The following is a 22697-nucleotide window of genomic DNA, read 5'->3' as shown; positions in this document are numbered from 1 at the left end:
TCGTGGGTCAGTTCACACTTCAATCATTAGAAGCATGGTTTTTATTAGAAATCACATACAAAACGACTTAACTATTTAGCAAATTCATTAGGTGGAAGAAATGTTCCGGTTCATATGTCTTATTTAATTCATACTATGAATGGAGTGTATCCGCCGCAAAGACATCTAATTTTTTTAGAACTTCCATCGCAAATTCCAAAGGAGCTACTCCAGATGCAGTAATAAGATTTTCACCAGACGCTACATAGAAATAAGCTTTTCTTGTTTGCATTCAATAACACTCCATTCACAACTTAATCTCATCCTATCTTTTTTAAAAGATAACCTATCTACTATTTTTAATTGCTTGTCGAGCAATTTCTTTATCATCAAAATGAATAGTTGAATCTTTTAATATTTGATACGTTTCATGCCCTTTTCCCGCAATCAAAACAATATCATTAGAAGATGCCATTTGTATCGCATGATTTATAGCTAGTTCACGATCAACTTCTACTTTATAATTCAAATAATTTTTCTGTAAAAATCCTTTTTCAATATCTTTCATTATTTCCTGCGGGTCCTCCGAACGTGGATTATCAGAAGTTATATAAACAAAATCGCTATAACCTCCAGCAATTTCACCCATTATAGGTCGTTTTTTTGCGTCTCTATCTCCACCGCAGCCGAAAATAGTGATAATTTTACCTTTTGAAAACTCGCTAATTGTTGAAAGAACATTTTCTAACGCGTCAGGTGTGTGTGCATAGTCCACTATTACAAGGAAATCTTGGTTTTCATCTATGATTTCCATCCTACCTTCAATGTTCTTTAAGTTAGATAGGCTGTCACTAATGTTAGTAAGTGGAATACCTTCAACCATTGCAGCTGCTATTGCTGCTAATGCATTATATATATTAAAACGGCCTACTAGATTTAGATTAATTTCTATTTCTCCATTAAAGGAAGAAACTAAAAACTGTATTCCTTTTGAACTTAAAGTTATGCTCTTGGCTTGAACATCTGCACCATTATTTATCCCATATGTAATCACTTCAGCAGAAGTAATTTTTTTAAAGTATTCTACCGATGGATCGTCTGCATTCAAAATAGCAGTTTTTTGATCTATAGCAGAAAAACCATTTCCTAATCTTGAAAAAAGAAGACCTTTTACGTGCTTATATTCCTCAAATGTTCCGTGATAATCCAAATGATCTTGCGTTAAATTTGTGAAAACAGCAGTTTTAAAGTCACATCCTTTAACTCTCTCCATATGTAACCCTTGTGAGGTAACTTCCATAACACAATAATCTGCATTTTGATTTTTCATCATTTGCAAATTCCGTTGAAGTATCGTAGGTTCTTGCGTATTAATATCAGTAGGATACCATTTCGAACCCACTTTCACTCCGTTATTCCCCATTAGCCCTGTTTGAAATCCATAATCATTTAAAATTTTTTCAATCAAATAGGAAGTCGTTGTTTTACCATTTGTTCCTGTAATTCCAATTAGCTTCATTTTATTGGATGGGTAACCATAGAAATGTGATGCAATAACTGCCATAGCATACCTAGCATCTTTAACAATTATTTTAGGTATTTCAATGTTTACATCTCTTTCTACTATTAACGCCACCGCGCCATTTTTTACTGCATCTTCAACAAATTGATGTCTATCTTCAAGAAAACCATCAATACCTGATACACATATAAAAAGATTTCCGCTAGTGATCTTTCTAGAATCCATTTCTAATCCCGTAATTTCTACATTCATATCCCCAATGGTTTCTTTAATTAATAACAAATTCGCCAGCTCTTTTAATTTTAAATCCACCGCCCCCTTACACATTTCCCTATTTATCTTACCACTTTATATAAAATAATGGTTTAAAATTCCATGTTAGTCGAACAAAATTAATCACATTTAATAAACAAAAAATAAAAGAGCACTTGTTTCCGCAAGTGCTCTTTTTAGGGATTTTGAGATACCCTATTAACGAAAGTTAAGGTTACTTAAAGTTAATAGGTAATTCTATTATATGCTTGTCCTTTTTATTTGTGCATAATCAATATATAAACATCTTTAATAATTGTTAATAACTTTTAGTTATAGTTCTTTCTTACATTTTATCATTAAAAAATTGATTGAAGATTTATTTGTCATGTTCTTGTTTGGTTCATCAATTTCCGAAACTTGTACTAATCCATATTTATTAAAATCTTGTTTTATAGATTCAGAATCATAGAAGAACATGTTTACGCCTTCCATTATCTCATAATAATCTTTATCCAACTGTTTTCCTTTTCCGTACATGGGAGCTTTTTTAGAAACAGTTGTAAAAACCATATATCCGCCTGGTTTTAACTGATTAGAACAATCTTTAATAAACTTCTCTCTTTCCTGCTCATTCAACAAATGAAGAAGTGCATGACTAAATATCCCATCATATAGTTTATTATCAAAAGGCATTTCGTTTACCGAACCGTGATATATACTAACATCTTCAAGTCCGTTTTCTCTTGCTAAATCGATCGCTGTTTTTGAAATTTCAATGCCTGTTACATTTACACAATTTTCGATAAATACCTTCGCGTTTCTCCCATATCCAATACCCGGAACTAATATGTCTTTAACATCGTTTTCCACAAAAAACTCTTTTGTCAAAAGTGCAGATTCTGTAGGTTCAAATCCCCACATCGTTTGTTTCTCAATAAAGCTGAATTCCCAAAATTCCATTATATTTCTATCTCCTTATTTTCATCTCATATTTAATATCACATGAAAGACCTATTCATTTTAACACTGCTTTTTTTACCACAGTCACTATAGGTCCATTGAATATAGCATATTAATAAGCTTATATCTAATTTAAAGATTGGCTGAATATCTATTCTAAATATTAACTTTTACACTTAGAGAAAATAAAAAATGCCAATACTTCAATTGTATATTGACATTTCACATAAGAAATTATCCTTTTATTTTGTACTGATCTAATATTTTTTCTAACATTTCTAAAGTTATCGGTTGAGCTTTCTCTATTAATTGATAACCAATACGCCCATTCGGCTCAGCTGTAACTTGCTGCAAAATCTTTAAATCATGTATTCCTTTTTCTCTTAATTGCATATAAAGTTGTTGTTCAGACATTTTTGCCTTCATCAAGTTCGCTTTAATAATCTCTCCGTTTTCAACAATTACAAAGCTACTGCCATTTAGGAATTGTTCCGCCTTCCTTGATTTCAGTTCAAAGAAATGAATGATAAGAAGTACGCTTGCAAATATTACAGCTGCAAATATAGATGGGACTACTTTCCTACTTAATACAGGCTCTACAATAATACGCGCAATTGATACTACTATAATGATTTCAGCTCTTGTCATTTGGCTAACAGATTTACTACCTGTCATTTTTAATGCAAGAATCCCAGTGAGAATTAAAATAATGCTTTCAACAATAATATGCATAATAGCCCAATCCTTTAATGGTAAATGTTATTAGCATTCTAGATGCACTTTAAACTTTTTGGTAAAAATTAAAACTTACATATATAGAAAATGGGTCTATTTAGATCAACCTTTTTTCAATAAGGATTTAATAATCCATCTTCTATTGTCAAAAAAACAAAAGCACCCAAATGGATGCGTATAGATTAAACTTATTCATTATTACTTTCTTCACCTTTATCATCAACTGATTTCGAGTCTAACATGCTGCCTATATCAGGCGGTAAAGCTAACTCTATACCAGCTACTGGTTGATTATCTTCATTAAACCATTGTTTCTTAAATTTAATCAATTCTTCATCTTTCTTATTTTCATCCATATTACCCCGCCTTTTATGTACATGATATTAAATACTTTACTTAATATGTGCATTGAGAAAGATAATATACTATTTGTACATAATGAAAGCGCAACAGCCCTTCTCACTTTACACAACCCGTTGTACCTATAAAGTGAAACTTTAATCAGTGGGGGTTTTGTTCATCCCCCACTGATTATTAGNNATTTTGAGGTGGGGGTCTTACTGCCCATTAAATGCGGGATAAAAAATTCCCGTACATGTTACTCCGCGCTCTGTTATCATATTAGTGTCGAAACATATGTAAGCTATGTGACAAGTATCTGTTTGTTTTGTTCATTATTCATATGAGACAAATACTTTTAAAGGAGTAATTATTCCTTCACTTAATTCCTCAAAACATTTTTCAAGCGCAGTATAATGAATTTCATGTTGAAAAATCTCTTCTATCCATGGCGTCTGTTCTATTTGACTAAAAAACCAATCTGCATGTTTTTGGTAATCATATCCATCACTTGAACCAATGATTTTCAATTCTTTTCGATAAAAGTCGGCGGTTAATGTTAAGTCTTCTATATTACCATCAGAAAGAATGCATATCGCTCCATTACTATTAATAGCCTTTTGCAATGTGTGAAACCCTCTATTTGTAGCAGAACATTCCAAACCGTAATTATATGTTTCTATTATTTGTTTTTCTGAATCAAAGAGGTTTTTCGCACCAAACTTCTTTGCAAATTCTGTTCTATTTTTATTAGGCTCAACAACATCCACATGCTCAACACCTACATAGTATTTTAAGAAATAACAAGCGAGTAAACCGATAACTCCCATTCCAGTAATAAGTACTTTTTCATCCTGTCGCGGGTCTAGCTTCAATACCCCTTTAGCAGCATCACACGAAAGAATAGATAATAAAGCAACTTTAGGTTTTATATAACTAGGCACTCGAATTACTTTATCTCCCTTAACTATTCCTATCGTTTCATGTCCATAAAAAGAAACTACTTTATCACCTACATTTAAATTTGTTACTTTATTACCAACTTGAATTACTTCACCATAACTTTCATATCCAGTTTTTCTTAGATAGATAGGATTTGTATCTGTAACATCCGATTCTTTATACTGTGGTAACTCTGCTCCAATACTTATTGCACCTACAATTGTTTTAACGATAATTTCATCACCCTGTATAGACTTAATTTCGCGCGTTTTCCACTTAAGACGTTTTGGTCCTTCTAAAACTAATTTATTTTGTTCCATTTATAACCCTCTCATTTTATAAAAATATATTCTCACTAAATTTCAAAGAATGTATAATAGATTCATCTAAAATTTGAGCTATAAAGTTGGCTAGCACCCAACAGTGATAATATGATAATTGAATTTGATGGATATGGAATAAATGAGTATGTTATTGGCCTTAACTGTTCTCTAAACGAATTAAGAACAATGTATATAAATATGAAAAATGAAAAGATATCTAATGAAGAGCCTCTAAGCTTATTTTGTGTACAGTACCATTATAAAAGAATCCCAAAGTTACTACGAGAATACATCATGAGCAATGTTGTCATTGATTTAGATACAAACTATATTTATATTCCTAATAGATAACAGTAAACTAGTTGAAAATGAATAGAAATTACGATTCACCTAAGTGTTTAATAAAATAAGTGAATGCCCAAATTAATGTCGCAAATTGAGTGGCAAAATACATTGTCCATTCAAAACCAGTCAATTTTCTCTCTCGCCTAACCCTTTTTAAATATCTGTAAAATATAAATGTACTTAAAAACATTAGTAATAACGATAATTGCTGTAAATCATCGACTATACGTACCGCCATAGACTCCATCAGCCTCCTATTCAAAGTAAATACTATACTTTAAGGATATCACCTATTGGTAGTTTATTTCCATTTAAAACAATTATGTCCTAAACAAAAAAACACTCAATAATTGAGTGCTCTAAAAAGTATTAACGTAACACTTTTCTTCTACTTTTTATAACTCAGTTCTATCACTTCCGGTATATGATTGTTATCATATTTCCTTTTATAGAGGTAACGTCAGGAAAATACGAATATACAACGTTAAGGAATTTTCATTACTTTATAACCATTTTTAAGTTATATTCAATAACCATGCTTTGACATTGTCTAGAGCATGGTTATTTTTTAAATAAATATAAATCTGCTTAGTTGATTTTTTAGTTCAGCAATTTATTGAATTCATTAACTGGAAGAAGTATTCAGGTTTGTGAGTTTTATTTAGGTTATACCATGAATGTAATGTATCTGGTGCAAATACATCTAATTTTTTCAGTACTTCCATCGCAAATTCCAGAGGAGCTATTCCTGATGCAGTAACTAAATTCGCATCAGATACCGCAGATCCCAACTCATAGAACTTTTCTCCTTTATAGTTAGGACATACCATTTTAGTGTATTCTAAATTATTAGTTGTATGCTTTCTAGTATCTAAGTATCCCATATTTGCAAGGGCCTCAGTTGCACCACAAATTGCAGCAACAATAGTACCAAACTTTAAAGCTTGGCCAACTCTTTCCAAGATAGGTTGATGAATCTCTTCACTCCAAGTAGTCCCTCCTGGTAAAATTAAAAGATCTTTACTCTCAAAAGTACATTCATCAAGGGAAATATCTGGTTTTATGCTCAGTCCCCCCATAGTAGTAATCATTTCTTTATTAGCTCCTACTGTAATTACTTTTAAAGGTACTAAATCTTTTTTGAAATATCTTCCTAAATTTAGTTCGGTAATTAAATATCCATATTCCCAGTCCGACATTGTATTAAATACATATAGAAAAACTCTTTTTGTTTGCATCCCATATCACTCCAATCACAATTGATATGGATATTATAATATAACTTCCCTGACAGTTAACGTCAGGGAAGTTATCATACTTCATGAAATTTTATTAATTCCGACAGAACTTCAATAAGTCTTTTCTTAAGACTTATTGGCTCAATAACTTTAATAGATTTATTGTACGGTAAAAGTAAATAAGGTACATATGTATGTATCATATCTTTTTCAAGAAGAAAAACTGCTTTATTTGAAGTCCGCACTTGTAAATAATGTCCTAAAAACCAATGTTGGCAAATATCAGCCAATACACTTTTATCCCCACTAATAACCAAAGAAATAATCCCTTCCTTATCTTCTATAGTTGGAAGAAGATTTTTTATAAAAAAGTCACGTGCTGAAAAATTTTCTGGCTGGTTAAACTTATTTTCGGTTAGCATTAAATTTTCAATTCGATCTACCCTAAAACTACGGATATCATTCCTAAGATAACAAAATCCAATCACATACCACTGATTATTCCAATAGATAATTCTGTACGGATCGACCAATCTATAATTTAATTGCTTTTTCCCACTTTTATAATAAAGAATTTTTACTGAATACCCATCAGTTACGGCCTGCTCCAACTCCTTCAAAAAATGTTCCATAGAGGATGAACTAAATCGACTTATTACTTCTAGACTACTTAAATGTCGGTTTATCTTTGCTTCCTGCTCTTGATTTGAGTATTTACTTAGTTTTGAAATGGCCCTATTTAATGCTTCACCTCCATAATATCCGGCTTCTTCTGCAAAAACAGCAGCGTGAAATAGTGAAGTTTGCTCTTCAAAATCAAAAAAAAGAGGAGCCTCAATAAAATTGTTTAATAACGTGTATCCACCGTTATGTCCTGGTTCTGAAATTATAGGTACACCACTTGTTGAAATTGTATCAATATAACGATACACAGTCCTTATATTCATCTCTAACTTTTCTGAAATTTGTTTTGCAGTAATTTTTTTACCTGAGCGAAGCATCCATAGAATCGCTAACATATTATCAATTTTAGGCATGTAATTCCACCTCTCTATGGAATTTATCCCTTATTATATATTTCTGATTTTTAGTATAACTCATCAACTGTTCCTTTCCGATAGCTTTCTAAATAATGAGGCCCTAGACACATTTGTAATTTCAAAAATTTGATTTACATTCATATCTACCTCTTCATAAAGCTTTACTGCATAATTCATTCCTGCATGATTTTTATGATATTTCTTTAACCAACCTTTAAATTTTCCTTCTTTCTTATTCAGTTCAATCCCTTTATGTTTCCACCTACGGATCAGATCACGTTCTAATTGGTTTACACCCGCCATAACCTTAATTAAGCATTGGCTTTAGGAATTATCTTCTGATAAATCTAGCCATGTTTCTTTGAAGAATTATAATTATCATCCTTATTATAATATTTAGTTACAACAATAGTTTCAACTATTATAGCGATACACACAAACAAGAGAATTATTTTGCGTCTCACAACAAAGCTACTTATTCATTTTTTTCTTTTTTAAATTGGAAGGTTATATGTTCCAATTGTTTGATTTCCTCCATTATTTTACGAATTCCTTCTTCAATCCTATCTTCCTTTACATTCGATACGTTTAACTTTAATAGTCTTTCTTTCGGAAAACCTCTCACATAATTTTTATCAATTGTATCAATACTTATTTGTTTTTCACTTAGTCTTTGGAAAAACATTTCTGAAATACTCGTTTTATGTAATTTTAAACAAGTATGAATTCCAATTGTATTTTGCTTTTTATACGTGAATAAAAGCGGGTTTTCACTATGAGCTTTTTCTAATGTTTCTGCTAGTTTTTTAGATCTATCGTGATAGGAAGATTTAATTTTATTTTTATGACGTTCAAACATGCCACTCTTTATATAAATTTCTAAAGCAGCTTGAGATATCATCGGGCTATCAATATCCAAAATTTTTTTATATTTATGGAAATCATTTGCGATGGATGGCGGAATGACCGCAACTCCAACCCGTAAACCTGGGAAAATAATCTTCGAGTAACTTTTTAAATATATTACATGATTACAATTATCCAAGTTATATAAAGGATCCGCTTTTGAATCCGTTTCTAAATCTGCTAAGTAATCATCTTCCACTATAAATACATTATATTTCTTAGCCAATAATACGATTTTTTCTTTCTCATCTTTAGAATAAGAAGTTCCAAGCGGATGATGATATCTTGGTATTGTATAAAAGAATTTTATTTTACCTGTTCGAAAAATACGTTCCAACTCATTTAAGTCAATCCCTTCATTCGTACGTTTAATACCGATTACAGGGATTTGGTTTATTTCTAGATATTCAATATATAGATGATATGTTGGTTGTTCAATTAATATCGTTTCATTTTCATTTGGAAATGGTATAGAAGTTAATATTGCTAGCGCCTGCTGTACACCTGACGTTATAAAAATATTTTCTTCTTTAGTGAAGACTTGATAGTTTGCTAATTGTTTTTGAATGACCGGAATTAAAGACGGTAAACCTTTTGGCGTCCCATATACGAACAAGTCATTTTTATATGTATCAATGGCTTTATTAATACAATGTTGAAAATCTAAATATGGAAAAACATCTGGATCTGGTGCTGAGGAAGCAAAATTAATTATCTCATCATTCTCTACAAAACTCCCTGACTTTCGAACAACGTAGTATCCACTTTGAGGGACGGAATAAATAATATGACGCTTTTCTAATTCATGTAGTGCCCGTATAACTGTCGCCTTATTGCATTCATATTGCGTAACAAGCGATCGTATAGACGGTAATTTCTTTCCTTCTTTTATTTCTCCATGTTGAATCATGTTTTCTATATCATTAAAAATATGTAAATACTTATACATTATTTCACCCCTTATGCAAGGACTTAAAAATATTCCTCATTCTTAAGCAAACAGAAATACATCCCTTCTACCACTTTAAAGTTTAACATTATTTTACATTCCCTTCTCTTAACAAGGAAATTACAATTAATAAGTAGAATATCTCCATGAATGAATAAAAAGTGAGGGATATGTCATGCAGCGCTTAAATACAATTGATATTAGTAACGTTCTAGAATTAGAAAAAACTCTTTCTACTTTATTAAATAAAGAGATTTCTTCAAAGCTAGAGCTTGAAAACTGGTTAAAAAAACAATTTACAGTCATTTGGGAAATTGAAGAACAGTTAACATCGCACTATATCGCATTTCAATGTAATACAAATAATAAAAAAATAAAAGATACTTTTGAATATGATCAACAATATGTACGCCCTCTTTTGAAACGTTATCAAAATTCATTTGATAATAAATATTTAGAGTCACCTTTTCGAATGGAACTTGATGTAAAAAAGTATAGCTTACTAGACAAAAGAATTAAGAATGCGCAAACTTTATTTTGCGAAAAGAACATTGATTTAGAAATAAGCGAAGACAAACTAATAACCGAGTACTTCGAAATTACAGGTGGTTTAACTGCACAATGGGACGGTGAAGAAAAAACAATTACTGAACTACAGTCTTACTTACAAGATCCGGATCGTCATATACGAAAAAAAGCAAAAACGCTCATTTCTTCAACATTCTTATCTGTTGAAGATACATTACAACATATATTAAATGAATTAATCGCAATCCGTCATCAAAAGGCTAAAAATATTCAATTAGATAATTATCGTGATTATATGTTTAAAAAACATGAACGTTTTGATTATACGCCTAATGATTGTTATGAGCTTGCTGAATCTATTCGTAAATACGTAGTACCACTTATCGATAAAATATTTAATGAGAAAAAATCTGAACTTCAAGTAGATATTCTTCGTCCATGGGATTTAAAAGCAACTGCACCAAATCAAAAAGTATTAAAACCAATTGAAGATGCGAGTGAATTAATCGAAAAAAGTTCTTATATTTTACATAAACTAGACCCTGAATTTTCTGTACTACTGAATCGTATGCATGAAAATAATTGCTTAGATTTAGAAAGTCGTAAAGGAAAAGCGCCAGGAGGATTTTGCGAATATTTGCCTGTTTCTCGATTATCTTTCATTTTCATGAATCTCAATCATACACATGATGATGTTACTATTTTCCTCCATGAAATGGGTCATAGTATTCATAATGAATGTATGAAGCAGTTAGAGCTACAAAAATATTTAGAAATCCCTTCTGAATCAGCTGAACTCGCTAGCATGACGATGGAATTATTTTCGATGGAATATTGGGATACATTTTATGATAATAACAAAGAATTTATAAAAGCAAAATTAGATTTCTTTAAAGATATTGTTAAGTATTTACCCCCAATGCTTATCGTTGATCAATACCAGCATTGGATGTATGAAAATCCTAATCATACTGCTAAGGAAAGAAACGAAAAATATTTAGAATTACATAACACTTACCAATCAAACGTCGTAAATATCGAAGGGTATGAAAATTGGATCGCAACTGGCTGGTTACCTGTATTACACATATTCGAAATCCCATTCTATTACATCGAATATGCTATTGCACAGCTTGGTGCGTTGCAAATGTATAAACAATATAAAGAAAATCCTAAACAAGCAATAGAAAATTATAAAAAAGCTTTATCATTAGGTAGCTCTAAATCTTTACCGGAAATATATGAAGCGGCTGGAATTCGTTTTGATTTTTCTGGAGAAACGATTAAAGAACTAATGTTATTTGTAGAGGACGAATTAGAGTCACTTGAACAATTGTAAGAAGTAAGCTGTTCCTATATTTTAGGTTCAGCTTTCTTCTTTATTTTATTTATCAATTCTATGTACTGAGTATCACCATATCCGATTGTTGGAAAAAGTTGAAACAACTTTATTAATAGTTCTTGATTTGATAAACTTTGATTTTTAGAGATGAATTTCATTACGATATTATCTTCTTTTAGCATTTCTAAATATAAGTCTATAGCCTGATACATTACAGGTGGTACCTTATGGGAAGTCTTTTTATGGTTTACTAATACTTCATTGTATATAGTAGAATAATTACCCAATTCAAGTTCAATTTGATTTACTTTAAATTCATCCTCCCTGAAACTATTTAAGTATACTTTCCCTTCATAACAAGACTGTTCAAGATATGAAAGTATAGTAAGTAGATTCATTTGGCAAAACATATCTTCACCGAACCATAAAACAATGCATTTATACTTTTTCGTAAAAAGATTTTTTAACGGATCTATAACCTTTTTTGTATAACTTTCTACTGAACTGTTATGTCCTTCTGCTCTTGTTTTAATAAACTCATCATTAAAAACTTGTGTAGTAGCGCTATTTACACACATGGCCTCGTTAAATGGGGCATAATTAGACTCACCCATTAGCTTCTCCGTTTTAAATTCTTCATACATCATTTGACCATTTAATATGTTCAGTACATCTCTATCAAACAGCTCTCTTTTCGCATTTCGTAACTGCTCAACCTCTAATTTTCTAGAAACGTTCATTTTAAACTCCCCTTCTTTATTTATATTGAGTTTAACAAATGATTGAATAGGCATGTTGTTACGTTGGTATTCTCTTGGATTCATTCCAAAAACAGTCTTAAAAGCTCTACTATAAGCCTCTTGTGAAGAATAATCGTAATCCAATGCAATATCTATTATCTTTCTATCATTTTTCAAATCCTCCGTAGATAAATACAGTCTTCGTAAAAGAATATAGCGCCTAATACTAATGCCTGTTACTTGGTGAAATCTAAAAGAACAGTAATACGGAGAATAGCCCATATAATGGGATAATGCATTTAATGAAAATTTTTCATTTAAATTGCTCTCAATCCAATCAATCATCTGCTGTATATGTTCATTCATTTCCTTCACTCCTTATTTATAAGTATAAAAGAGGTTCGTTGCTTTCTTTTGATATTTCTTGTGTTTTCTAACAGGAGCCATTCATGACATCATGCTTCATTTTAAAGGATATCAAAAATAAAACACGAATGTTGTAAATTAAGATTCTTTTAGTTATCTGTTAAAAAATCACAGTTCAGAAAGGACGTTACAATGAACGAGCTAGAAAAAGAAATACTCAAATTAATAAATGAACGATATCTATTAAATTTTATTAACATTAAACCAATAACGAATGAAATGTATCAATGTATTACAGAACTAGATACATACTTCATTAGAATTACAAACTACAAAACATATGAAGAACAGTTAGAAGAAGTTACATATACGAACTTTTTATATCAAAATGGTTTAGCAGTTCCTCCAATATTACCTTCTCTTAATGGGAATTTAGTAGAGAAATTAACATTAGACGAAGAGCTATTTGCTGTATTATATAAAGCTGCGCCTGGTATACATTTACCAAGGTGCGAATGGAATTCTAAAATATTTAAAAAGCTTGGTAAACAAATTGGAAAATTACATCGTATTTCTAAAAGCTTTGAACAGACTAATCCAGTTAAACATATAAACGATTGGTATGAAAATGAAGAGTATAATTTTCTTAAGTATATCCCTAAAGAAGAAACTACTATAAGAGAAATTGCATCTGACGTTTTAACTTCTATAAAAAAGCTACAAAAATCCACTTCGAATTACGGCTTAATTCACGGTGATTTATGGTTAGAAAATATATTAGTTGAAAACAATTCAAACTTAATAATGATTGATTTTCAAGACTGTGAAAAACATTTTTACCTATTCGATTTAGCAGTTCCTATTTATAGTGCGATAGAATATTCATTTGCTGGAAATGGGAATATCGTTGACTATGAGCACTCTATTACAAAAGCACTATTTGAAGGATATCAAAAAGAAAATGAACTACCTAAAGAGATGATAGAAAAGTTTCCAATGTTTATTAAATTAAAGGAGATTTTTGAATATAGCTTAATACATATATATTAAGATAAAGAAAAATTAACTGAGGAACAAGTACGGATAATGAATCTTTATAGGATGAAGATCGAAACTAAATATACCTATATCAATGTTTAAAAATACTGTTGTTTAACTACAAGGAAACTTTAGTTAAACAACAGTATTTTAGCTACTAAATAACCTTTGTTTTATTACTTATAAATACTGAGACAATAATCTGTTTACATACACTTCATTTTGCGGAGATACTCTCTCAGAAAATCTAGCTGCAATCATAATAGGAGCCCATTGAAAGATCTCATCTCTTGTTAGATCGGAATTGCGGCAATATATTTGTAAATACATTTTCGCTAATTCTATATAAGACTGCGCATATAATAAATATGTACGAAACACCTCTGCACGAATATCACCTGAACAAGCATCTACCCAGTCTATAATACTTACATTCTTTTCACTTAAAATTAGATTAAATGGATGGAAATCGCCATGGCATAATATAGGATCAAATTTGATTGAATGTAACTTATTCAATATACTTTCCTTTTGTTTTCCATCCAATTTATGTACAGATTTAATTTGACGCTCTAACCTTTCCTCCATTGCTTCCATTTCACCCGTATTCACACGTATAGCGTGAATCTTTTTTTGTTCATTCACACAAATATTTATATAATACTCTGCCTCATTTAGATTATTAAGCAGGAGATCACCTATACTGTCCCCTTTTACGTATTCCATAATAATTGCCTGTCTATTTTGTATCTTAGTCACTTCAAATACGTTTGGAACTGATAGCCCGCATGAATACGAATATTTTTGTTTTTTTGCTTCATTCATAGACTCTGTATTTGGGAGGTAATCTTTAAATAATTTCATAATCTTATTATCATATAGATAAATTTCCGCTGTGTTCCCTTTTGCTATCGGATTTCCTAGATTCAATTCATTTCTCTCCTTACAGTAAAATAAGCTAGCATCTTATACGCCTTTATAAATTCATTGTAATAAAGCGAAAACCCTTCTCCATGAAAATACAAAAAACTTACCACTTCCCATCCTTAAATAGAAAGCGGTAAGTTTAATTTACTTGGAATATCAGAATGGAACTCTGGTGTATGCACAATTGAAAATGCATATCCCTGTTCAATAAATGACACTTCATTATGCTTACATTGAAATGGTACACTATTTTTCTTAAAGTTAATTTGAATTTGCTGTAAAAATGCAGGGTCCGGTGTTCCAAAAGAAACATGCACTTTAGGTGGTAAAGCTTTCATCGCAATCGGGATCCAAGGTCGTTGCCACCATGTTGCAACAATATATGCTGTGCCCCCTATAACAAAGTTGAAAATAGCCCCATCTTCCATCGTTTTCATATTGAGATTTGATTTCAACCATTCTGTAAATACAGGTACACTTTTAACGGGAAGTCCGATTTCTCTTACATATAAAATGTTTAAAGGCGAATGCGGTACTACTACACCTTCTTTAACATAACTATGTGCGATAATTTCGAGAAGGTTTCCATCACCGTCTTTAAAGTATACATTAAATAAACCATTCTCTTCACCAATTACATTTCCATTTTTCCATTTCACAATGAGTAATCCAGAATCCTTTAACCACCTTGCTGTTTCATGAAATTTTGAATATGGAATCTCAAAAGCAAAATGTGCAGGTGCAATTGGTTCATACGCTTCTTGAAAGCTAATTGTTGTGTATGGCGTTACTTCAAATTGAATAAACGATGCTGTTTCTTTTTTGATTGGAAAAGATAATATATCCTTATAAACTTGTTTTACCCCTTCTATGGAAACCGTTTGTAGTTTTATATTTGATATATGTGTAATCACGTTCCATCCCCCTTGTTTCTTATTATCTATTCGTATTGTATTACATTTATAAATAGATAGAATCAAACGGAAGGATGGATTTTTCAAATAAAAAACTACAACTTTAGTATGAATATGTTAGCTTCTTTCATTATTAATATATAGTATTGTTTCCATACAAAAAAGCTGCCTTTCCTTAAACGAAAAGCAACTTTTACAATAAAACATATTATGATTTTACAGCAATCATCATAAACCTTTTTGAATTTGTACGAATCCCTTTTTCAGAACTATTCATGTCAATGAACTTTTGTAAAATAGTAAAATCCTCTTCTTCTCCAAACCTAGGAATAATAGGCGTATGTTTTAATAAGAAAATGAGATCTTCAGCCGTACTGTAATAATCAGTAACATCATATTCAAGTACTTGCACGAGTTCAAATCCTGCACTTATAAGTTCACCCATATACTTTTCTTTTAAAGTTCCATCTCTTTCACCAAAGCATTGTCCTCTTCCAAATGCCTCTTTCAAGTTCAATTTATCATGTTCGCTAACTTGTTGTGTTAAAAACAAAGCACCTTTTTTCATTACTTTTGCTAATTCAGATGCTATAAACGGTGCGTGACAACTAGAAGCAATATCAAAATGCGCATGCGGAAACGTTAAAGCTGCAGAATCCATTTGAAGAAACTCAACATTTTGTACATCTGATTTTCTCAAATTGGAATGTGCTTTTTCAATCATTCCGTTAGAATTATCTATTCCAACTAACAATTTAGCCGAAGATGCTATGTTAAGTACATTTTCTCCTCCACCTGTACCAACATCTAGTAAAATATGTGATGGCTTGCACCTTTCTTTTACCTCACCATAAAAGTCCCATGAATCTCCTACAGTTTCACCTTTTACTTTACTAAAATCCCATCCATTTAATCTTCCTACTTTATCATAAAAGTTTTTGTACTCTAATTCGTTCATCTTATGTGTTCCCCTTTGTTGATCTGTAATTATAAACTTATTATTTAATTATATATTACAAAATAAAAATTATCAGAAAAACATTCAATATACTGCATTTTAGTTTACATAACAATTTTATTCTAAATGCTTCCTTCCCCACAACCACAAAAACTATCCAAAACAGCACTTACTGATTTTCCATCTTCGGATAAACTATATTCCACTTTAGGTACTATTTTTTGATAAATTTCCCGTTTACTATTCATACGCACCAGCTGTTCGCACATTCTTATCTATTTGTATAAATATTTTCCCTCTTAACAACCTTTGAATAAAATAGTTTACTATAATTTTATTATGTATTTAAATTATCTTGAATCCAACACACAGCATCAAGTGGGTTTTGCGCTATATAATCAGGTACTGTTTCTTTCCACGAATTTCTATACTTTGTTAATGAGCTTTCTCCCCATCCTGTTCGTACTAAAATCCTTTTCATAATACTGCCTTCATTTTTATTTCTTCCTTCAGGTTTTAAAATACCTCTAAAAAGTAGGATTCGCCTAAAAATTACAGAATTCTATATATAACAAATATTGGACGGATGATTTTCAAATTCCTCTATAATAAAGGTGGTATAAATAGTGTGAAACTTAAACAAGAACAAAGACTTACCGTAAAGACAACTTTTTCTAAAGAATACAAGATTTTTATTTTTGGTTTACTCATTTCACGAATTGGGGATTCACTCTACATTTTTGCGTTGCCTTGGATTGCCTATCAATTAACCGGTTCATCTGTAATTATGAGTTCTTTATTTGCTATTAATGTATTGCCAATTGTTTTATTTGGCCCTTTAGTTGGTGTAATAATTGACCAATACGATCGAAAAAAGTTACTTTGGATAGCTGATATTACCAATATTATTTTAGTAAGTCTCGTACCAATTCTACATGCATTACATCTATTAGAAATCTGGCATTTATACGTAATTACTTTTACCTTAGCAGTTATGTCCATGCTTTTTGATGTAACAACTGTTACAGTCATTCCACATATTGCAGGTGCATCATTAACGAAAGCTAATTCTTTCTATCAAATGGTCAATCAATTGGCTAGTTTGTTTGGTCCAATAATAGCTGGTTTTTTTATTACTTTTATTGGTGGCTTTCAGGTGCTTTGGATTAATGTTCTTTCATTTATTGCAACATTAGTTGCTGTGATATTATTACCGTCTATGAAAACCGTAAACAAGAAATGCGAAGATAAAAATACACTTCAAAATGTACTAGCTGATTTGGTTAATGGATTTAAATGGCTCAAAAATGACCGCTTAAATTTAGCTTTATCTTTTCAAGCTATGATTGGAAACTTTGGAGCAAGTGCGGTTTTAGGTGTGTTCATGTATTATTTACTATCCACATTGCAACTTACGCCGGAACAAAGCGGCTTTAATTATTCACTAATTGGAATAGGCGGGCTCTTAGGAAGCTTGATTGCAGTTCCTTTAGAAAAGAGATTGCAACGCGGTCTTCTAATTCCTTTACTCCTATTTGTTGGAGCAATTGGCTTAACTTTTGCGCTTTGGAGTACATATTGGCTTGCTCCCGGTATTGCTTTCGGTATTGCAATGACTTGCAATATTGCATGGAATACAATTGTAGCCACAATTCGCCAGGAAACCGTTCCATCAAATATGCAAGGAAGGGTTTTAGGCTTTTCACGTGTACTTACACGATTAGCGATGCCACTCGGGGCATTAGTAGGAGGTATTATTTCAGCCTATAATCCAGTTTTTGTATTTGCTTTAGCTGCTTTCACTAAGCTACTCGAAGTTTTTATTGCAATATATAGCCCGATACGCAAAATATGATGGATGGAAAGATAATTATGTATGATTAGCTAATTGAAGTCGAGAAACTTAAATATCTATTATAATGCGCTAATTTTATAGATTTGCAAAGAAAATTGTGCTAGTCATTGATGAATCGAATCAAGAAGTAATTTCTCTTGATATTTATGGATAAATTGATAAAGAAAAAAGGCATTATGTATATGCCTTTTTTCTTTATCATCATTTATACCTTTTTCCTTCTTAAGGCTATAAAGATTGAAATTAGCCCGTTCACAGCTAATAAAGTGATAATAATACTTGCAAATAAAGCTACGTCTGGCGCAAACATTTTAATCGTATGCCATGGTGATTTTGTACCATAAGTAAGAATTGGGATGAACGTAATAGATAATAGTAGGGATAGACTCCCTATGGATAACCAAATTACCTTTTTTACAGTGTTCATATGTTTATACTTTTTAATTAACATAAATGATATTATGAAAAGTATAAGTGTAACTATCAACAAAATAATTTGTGTTAATGGTATGTTTTTAGGGATATCAACCGGTTCTTCCCCATTCAAAATACTAATAATCCCATTTTTCAATACCGATAGTGCTGGTTCTTCTAAAACATGATTTTTATTTGTTAAAATCACACCACCCCAGCCACTTTTATTTAAAATAAATATTTCTGCACGAGCATCGGGCGTCGATCCTGAATGCCAAATCATCATTTCGTTTTCATTTATATTTGTTGTTCTTAACCCAAAACCATGACTTTTTTCTGAATTTATTTTATAAAGTGGTGAAAGATAAAGATCCATGTTTTCTTGTTTTAAAAATTGAGCATGCTCAGACCGATTCAAAAACATAATATATTGAATCATATCTTCTAAATTTGCAGTAATATAGCCATACGGTGCCCCGGCATTATCATAGGACACTACACTTTTTCTTGGAATGCCAAACCAAGACTGATAACCTGTTAAATAACCTTTTTCATATGCAGTTTCTTTACTTGCTGCCGCGCCATTCATATTTAATGGCTGAAAAATATACTTTTCCATGTATGATGAATATGTTTCATTTGTAACGGCCTCAATAAGCGCACCAAGTATTATATAATTCGCATTACTATATTGATATTTTTCACCTGGTGGAGCAGTTAATTTTACATTTGAAAGTTTCATTACATTTTCTTTTAGTGCTGTAGAATTTTCGGACTGCTTATCTGATAATGCTAAGCCTTCATATGTACTGATTCCGCTTGTATGAGTTAGTAGATGTTGGATTGTTATAGTTGAGGATATTTGAGAATCTTTTAGTTGAAACCAAGGAAGATACCGTTGAACTGGATTCTCTAATTTTATTTTTTCATCTTCTATTAAATTCACTATAGCTAAAGCTGTTAAAGATTTACTTATTGAGCCGATTGCAAATGGGGTTTTACTAGTTACCTTTTTTTCAGATTCTCCAGTAATTCCTATCGTTTTTGTGAAAAATACATCTTTATTATGTACAATTGCAACAGAAGCTCCTGGAATGTTCCGCTCCTTTATAAACTTTTCAATATACTTATCTAATGCAATTTTAATATTTTGCTGAGCATAAACTTTTGAATCTGTAATACATAACATTAATACATTACAAAGAATATAAATTAGAGACATTTTATAGATCGTATTCTTCATTATGCTTTAGACAGCTTTCTTTTTTTATAACTTACTAAACTAATAAATACTAATAAAGAGAGCATAAAACTAATCATTATTAATAATGAATTCCACCATTGATTTTCTGAAATACGATATAAAAGATTATACTGAAATGTATTTTTACTATTAGTTGGATTAAATGATCTAGTTAAAAATATTGTAAATGTAGTTTGCGAGATGAGGTAAGTAATAACTGCGATGAATATGCCGTTTAAGATAGATTTGTTTAATTTCCCCTTTTCATTTTTCAATTGCTTCCTTTTAACTTGTAAATCAATCTCATTTATTTCTAAATAATCTTGAACAAATAATTGAGGTGTACCTAAATCCTCTATACTATCTTCACCATGTTCACGACATTCTTGAATATGTTCTAATATTTGTCGCTTAATATTTTCCCTTTCTTCTAAACTAATGTCGTATTGCTTTAATTCCTTAAGTACGTCTATTAAAAATTGCTTTTCTTTACCTATCAATCTATTCCCCATTTCAGAAGGTCTCCTTTCAAACCGCTTTTTAATAATGTTTGAATATCCGATTGCAATTCTAACCACTCATTAATTTTATTCTCAAGACGTATTTTCCCGTTTTCATTAATTTCATAATAAATCCTAACTTTACCACTGTCTGTTACTACTTGATAAGTATTAACCCAATCTTGATTTTTCAACTTAGTTAAAATGGGGTAAATACTTCCTACTCCTTTCAATTTTAAATTGTTTACTTCAAGTTCTTTCATAATCTCATAACCATAACTTTTCTTTTTCGACAAAATAGATAATACACACATTTCTAAATGACCTTTAATTAAACTTGTTCTATCCATAGGATAAATTTAACAGAAACATATACTTCATTCAAGTATATGTTTCTGCTAAATTTAAAAAATCAGACAAAATAATAAAGATATTAAATAAGACATCACTTATGAACTGTTTTCATCCTTGATAATCACTTTTATACTATAATAATTACATAATATATCAACTTTTCATCCCTTTTATTTTCCATCTCTCCATATTATATTTCTTAATTTTCACATTAAGAAATTGGATCTTCTTTCATTACTTTGTAATACTCATACTACCTTATTATGAACATTATAAAGAATATAAAGTTATGTTAATAACACATAAATTAATAAAATTTTACTAATTACTCTCAAGACATTCATAAACCGCCATCATATCTCGTTTATCCAATTCGCGAATACGATTGAAAATTGGTATTTGCGCAACCGCTTCTGTTAATAAGCTTTCATCCACAACATCATTAACTTTTCCAGTTAACCATGTTTGTACATCCACGCCCTCAACAACTTCTTTTAGTCCTTCGTCATTAATATCAGTTGCATTACAAGTTACACATGGAATGGAATCACTGTATCTAATTTGTTAATGTTATTAGAATCCCAATTGATTTACTTTCTTTTATTTTTCATAAAAATGATTTTTACAATATAATAATTACACGATAAATATAATATCTTACTTGATTATCCTCTCAATTCAAGAACCTTATCCTTATATTTTTCAAACCACTGTTGCCATTCATCTTTAGAAAATTCTTTTTCTTTCCCTTCTAGTACGGAGGAAAAAAGATCTAAACAAATATGCCAACCCGCTATATCTTTCGGAGTATGATCTGTTAACTCATGAATGAATTCTTTAAGAAGTAAAATAGAACCATTTTCTTCTTTATGTATTTCAAATCGGACACGATCTTTATCCCAAGTAAATTCAAGCACAGCGTTTACTTGACACTCTAAAATATCAATATTTATAAAAGAACCGTCCATCATATCAAACTTGATTATTCCACCTGTTTTAAGGCATTCAATCTGTAAATTAGACATCCATCTTTTAAGCTTACTGTTTTCCGTTAAAACAGACCAAACTTCCTCAATTGTATATGGAAATTGGCGTTCAAATTTTACAATATACCCATCAGTTACTTTTTCAATTTCAGCTATCATATTAATTACCCCCTACACAGAATGTATGTTCTCACCTTATTTTAACCGATTTTATATATAAAATAAATCTTTAATGACGTATTAATTATTATAAATAGCCTCTTCCATATTACATACCAATAAAAAAAGCCGCAATTGCGACTCATGAAATTATAGTATTAACTCTTGCTTTTATTGAATGACTTATCGTTTAATCGCATCAACAATTAACGATGGAAAACCAAGTTTATCGCCTTTATTTCTAGAATCATACCTTTTCGAACGGAAAATAACACCGTCGTTTGCATCCCATTCATTATAATAAAACTGACCATTTTCATCACAATATTCAAGTAAAACTACCTCAAACCCAGCAGTTTCAAACATTTTTGTTAAGGTTTTATAATTATGAACAATTTTATGACTTGCTGCTGGATGATCTTTCGGTCCTGGTCCACCTATCTGAACTATATTTTGGTACGCTTCGTCCCGGAAAAACGCATCAGGAACACCGCACCGAATGTGCCCTGCTGGCTTTAAAAATTCATAACAAATCTCTGCTGCCCTTACACCTTCTTCAAACGTAAGATGTTCCCATACATGCTCAACTAAAATAGCTGAAATAGAATTGTATTCAAATCTTTCTTCCCACGTAGCTTTATCTAGTAAATTAAGTTCATCTTCTTGCGTTTGTATCCACCCTGGATTATTATTAAACACCCCTGCTCCGACTACTACTTTAATCTCGTCTTGTTTTATTGCCATCACCTTCACCTCGTAAACATATTAATTATTAATATATTCTATGTTTACTTTTAACGTACCTTCTACAATAAATTAAGAAACAACGAGTGAAGGACA

The 22697-nt window shown here is 30.9% G+C and carries 22 protein-coding genes and 6 pseudogenes; 4 read left to right on the top strand and 24 right to left on the bottom strand.

From position 1 onward, the window contains the following. Positions 1-67: 67 nt before the first annotated feature. From COL05_RS32415 to COL05_RS32475, 6 genes and pseudogenes are all read right to left on the bottom strand, one after another. A pseudogene (locus COL05_RS32415) lies at positions 68-244 on the bottom strand (hypothetical protein); the annotation flags it as partial. An 81-nt stretch (positions 245-325) separates the two neighbouring features. Beyond that, positions 326-1828, bottom strand: a complete 1503-nt coding sequence (locus COL05_RS28315) for a UDP-N-acetylmuramoyl-L-alanyl-D-glutamate--2,6-diaminopimelate ligase (protein WP_098671001.1) — start codon at positions 1826-1828, stop codon at positions 326-328. A 258-nt stretch (positions 1829-2086) separates the two neighbouring features. Next, positions 2087-2716 (bottom strand): class I SAM-dependent methyltransferase, encoded by a 630-nt coding sequence (locus COL05_RS28310; protein ID WP_098671000.1) that lies wholly within the window; start codon positions 2714-2716, stop codon positions 2087-2089. Positions 2717-2950: 234 nt separating this feature from the next. Next, positions 2951-3448, bottom strand: a complete 498-nt coding sequence (locus COL05_RS28305; RefSeq protein ID WP_098670999.1) for a DUF421 domain-containing protein — start codon at positions 3446-3448, stop codon at positions 2951-2953. Positions 3449-3639: 191 nt separating this feature from the next. Beyond that, positions 3640-3780 carry a hypothetical protein gene (locus COL05_RS31575; RefSeq protein ID WP_180233484.1) on the bottom strand — a complete coding sequence of 47 codons (141 nt, stop codon included), beginning with the start codon at positions 3778-3780 and terminating at the stop codon, positions 3640-3642. Positions 3781-4125: 345 nt separating this feature from the next. Beyond that, on the bottom strand, positions 4126-5052 hold the full coding sequence (locus COL05_RS32475) for a zinc-binding dehydrogenase (protein ID WP_098670997.1): 927 nt from the start codon (positions 5050-5052) through the stop codon (positions 4126-4128). Positions 5053-5163: 111 nt separating this feature from the next. Between COL05_RS32475 and COL05_RS32085 the strand changes: the two genes are divergently transcribed. Continuing rightward, a complete protein-coding gene (locus COL05_RS32085; protein WP_098670996.1) occupies positions 5164-5406 on the top strand; it encodes a hypothetical protein in 243 nt (80 codons plus the stop codon). A gap of 28 nt (positions 5407-5434) precedes the next feature. On the opposite strand, the gene COL05_RS28285 is transcribed toward COL05_RS32085, so the two are convergent. From COL05_RS28285 to COL05_RS28260, 6 genes and pseudogenes are all read right to left on the bottom strand, one after another. Then, a complete protein-coding gene (locus COL05_RS28285; RefSeq protein ID WP_098670995.1) occupies positions 5435-5638 on the bottom strand; it encodes a hypothetical protein in 204 nt (67 codons plus the stop codon). A gap of 367 nt (positions 5639-6005) precedes the next feature. Beyond that, positions 6006-6638, bottom strand: coding sequence for a type 1 glutamine amidotransferase family protein (locus COL05_RS28280; protein WP_098670994.1), 633 nt, complete (start codon positions 6636-6638; stop codon positions 6006-6008). 74 nt (positions 6639-6712) lie between these two features. Continuing rightward, positions 6713-7675 carry a helix-turn-helix transcriptional regulator gene (locus tag COL05_RS28275; RefSeq protein ID WP_098670993.1) on the bottom strand — a complete coding sequence of 321 codons (963 nt, stop codon included), beginning with the start codon at positions 7673-7675 and terminating at the stop codon, positions 6713-6715. A 63-nt stretch (positions 7676-7738) separates the two neighbouring features. Further along, positions 7739-8041 (bottom strand): annotated as a pseudogene (locus tag COL05_RS28270) (helix-turn-helix domain-containing protein); the annotation flags it as partial. Between the two features lie 14 nt (positions 8042-8055). Beyond that, positions 8056-8142, bottom strand: a pseudogene (locus tag COL05_RS32080) (carboxypeptidase regulatory-like domain-containing protein); the annotation flags it as partial. Between the two features lie 11 nt (positions 8143-8153). Next, positions 8154-9533, bottom strand: coding sequence for an aminotransferase-like domain-containing protein (locus COL05_RS28260; RefSeq protein ID WP_098670991.1), 1380 nt, complete (start codon positions 9531-9533; stop codon positions 8154-8156). A 175-nt stretch (positions 9534-9708) separates the two neighbouring features. Here COL05_RS28260 and COL05_RS28255 point away from each other — a divergent pair, with 175 nt between their 5' ends. Continuing rightward, positions 9709-11400, top strand: a complete 1692-nt coding sequence (locus COL05_RS28255; RefSeq protein WP_098670990.1) for a M3 family oligoendopeptidase — start codon at positions 9709-9711, stop codon at positions 11398-11400. A gap of 14 nt (positions 11401-11414) precedes the next feature. Here COL05_RS28255 and COL05_RS28250 read toward each other — a convergent pair whose 3' ends face one another. Next, positions 11415-12509, bottom strand: a complete 1095-nt coding sequence (locus tag COL05_RS28250) for a helix-turn-helix domain-containing protein (protein WP_142337702.1) — start codon at positions 12507-12509, stop codon at positions 11415-11417. A 192-nt stretch (positions 12510-12701) separates the two neighbouring features. Between COL05_RS28250 and COL05_RS28245 the strand changes: the two are divergent. Next, positions 12702-13649 (top strand): annotated as a pseudogene (locus COL05_RS28245) (phosphotransferase enzyme family protein). Positions 13650-13727: 78 nt separating this feature from the next. On the opposite strand, the gene COL05_RS28240 reads toward COL05_RS28245, so the two are convergent. From COL05_RS28240 to COL05_RS31570, 5 genes and pseudogenes are all read right to left on the bottom strand, one after another. After that, positions 13728-14477 carry an aminoglycoside phosphotransferase family protein gene (locus tag COL05_RS28240; protein WP_098670988.1) on the bottom strand — a complete coding sequence of 250 codons (750 nt, stop codon included), beginning with the start codon at positions 14475-14477 and terminating at the stop codon, positions 13728-13730. A 116-nt stretch (positions 14478-14593) separates the two neighbouring features. Beyond that, positions 14594-15388: a VOC family protein gene (locus COL05_RS28235; RefSeq protein WP_098670987.1), complete on the bottom strand. Its 795-nt coding sequence runs from the start codon at positions 15386-15388 to the stop codon at positions 14594-14596. Positions 15389-15596: 208 nt separating this feature from the next. After that, complete coding sequence (locus COL05_RS28230; protein ID WP_098670986.1) at positions 15597-16346, bottom strand: class I SAM-dependent methyltransferase; 750 nt, start codon at positions 16344-16346, stop codon at positions 15597-15599. Positions 16347-16463: 117 nt separating this feature from the next. After that, a pseudogene (locus COL05_RS28225) lies at positions 16464-16585 on the bottom strand (winged helix-turn-helix transcriptional regulator); the annotation flags it as partial. A 98-nt stretch (positions 16586-16683) separates the two neighbouring features. Continuing rightward, positions 16684-16827: a hypothetical protein gene (locus COL05_RS31570; protein ID WP_180233485.1), complete on the bottom strand. Its 144-nt coding sequence runs from the start codon at positions 16825-16827 to the stop codon at positions 16684-16686. A 147-nt stretch (positions 16828-16974) separates the two neighbouring features. Here COL05_RS31570 and COL05_RS28220 point away from each other — a divergent pair, with 147 nt between their 5' ends. Further along, positions 16975-18201 (top strand): MFS transporter, encoded by a 1227-nt coding sequence (locus COL05_RS28220; RefSeq protein WP_098670985.1) that lies wholly within the window; start codon positions 16975-16977, stop codon positions 18199-18201. A gap of 205 nt (positions 18202-18406) precedes the next feature. On the opposite strand, the gene COL05_RS28215 is transcribed toward COL05_RS28220, so the two are convergent. From COL05_RS28215 to COL05_RS28190, 6 genes and pseudogenes are all read right to left on the bottom strand, one after another. Beyond that, the gene (locus tag COL05_RS28215; protein ID WP_098670984.1) at positions 18407-19858 is read right to left on the bottom strand and encodes a serine hydrolase domain-containing protein; all 1452 of its coding nucleotides are present in this window, start codon (positions 19856-19858) and stop codon (positions 18407-18409) included. Further along, positions 19858-20370, bottom strand: a complete 513-nt coding sequence (locus COL05_RS28210; RefSeq protein ID WP_142337700.1) for a DUF1700 domain-containing protein — start codon at positions 20368-20370, stop codon at positions 19858-19860. Before COL05_RS28210 ends, COL05_RS28215 begins: the two co-directional genes overlap by 1 nt. Next, on the bottom strand, positions 20355-20708 hold the full coding sequence (locus COL05_RS28205; protein WP_098670983.1) for a PadR family transcriptional regulator: 354 nt from the start codon (positions 20706-20708) through the stop codon (positions 20355-20357). The genes COL05_RS28210 and COL05_RS28205 overlap by 16 nt, the downstream gene beginning before the upstream one ends. 325 nt (positions 20709-21033) lie before the next feature. Further along, positions 21034-21258, bottom strand: a pseudogene (locus COL05_RS28200) (ABC transporter); the annotation flags it as partial. Between the two features lie 119 nt (positions 21259-21377). Beyond that, positions 21378-21857: an SRPBCC family protein gene (locus COL05_RS28195; protein WP_098670982.1), complete on the bottom strand. Its 480-nt coding sequence runs from the start codon at positions 21855-21857 to the stop codon at positions 21378-21380. A 183-nt stretch (positions 21858-22040) separates the two neighbouring features. Continuing rightward, positions 22041-22601, bottom strand: a complete 561-nt coding sequence (locus COL05_RS28190) for a class I SAM-dependent methyltransferase (protein WP_098670981.1) — start codon at positions 22599-22601, stop codon at positions 22041-22043. Between the last annotated feature and the right edge of the window lie 96 nt (positions 22602-22697).

The sequence above is a fragment of the Bacillus sp. AFS059628 genome, from assembly GCF_002571225.1.
In the GTDB taxonomy this organism is placed as follows: domain Bacteria; phylum Bacillota; class Bacilli; order Bacillales; family Bacillaceae_G; genus Bacillus_A.
Note: the sequence above shows the minus strand (reverse complement) of the source record. Positions and strands in the feature narration are given on the sequence as shown.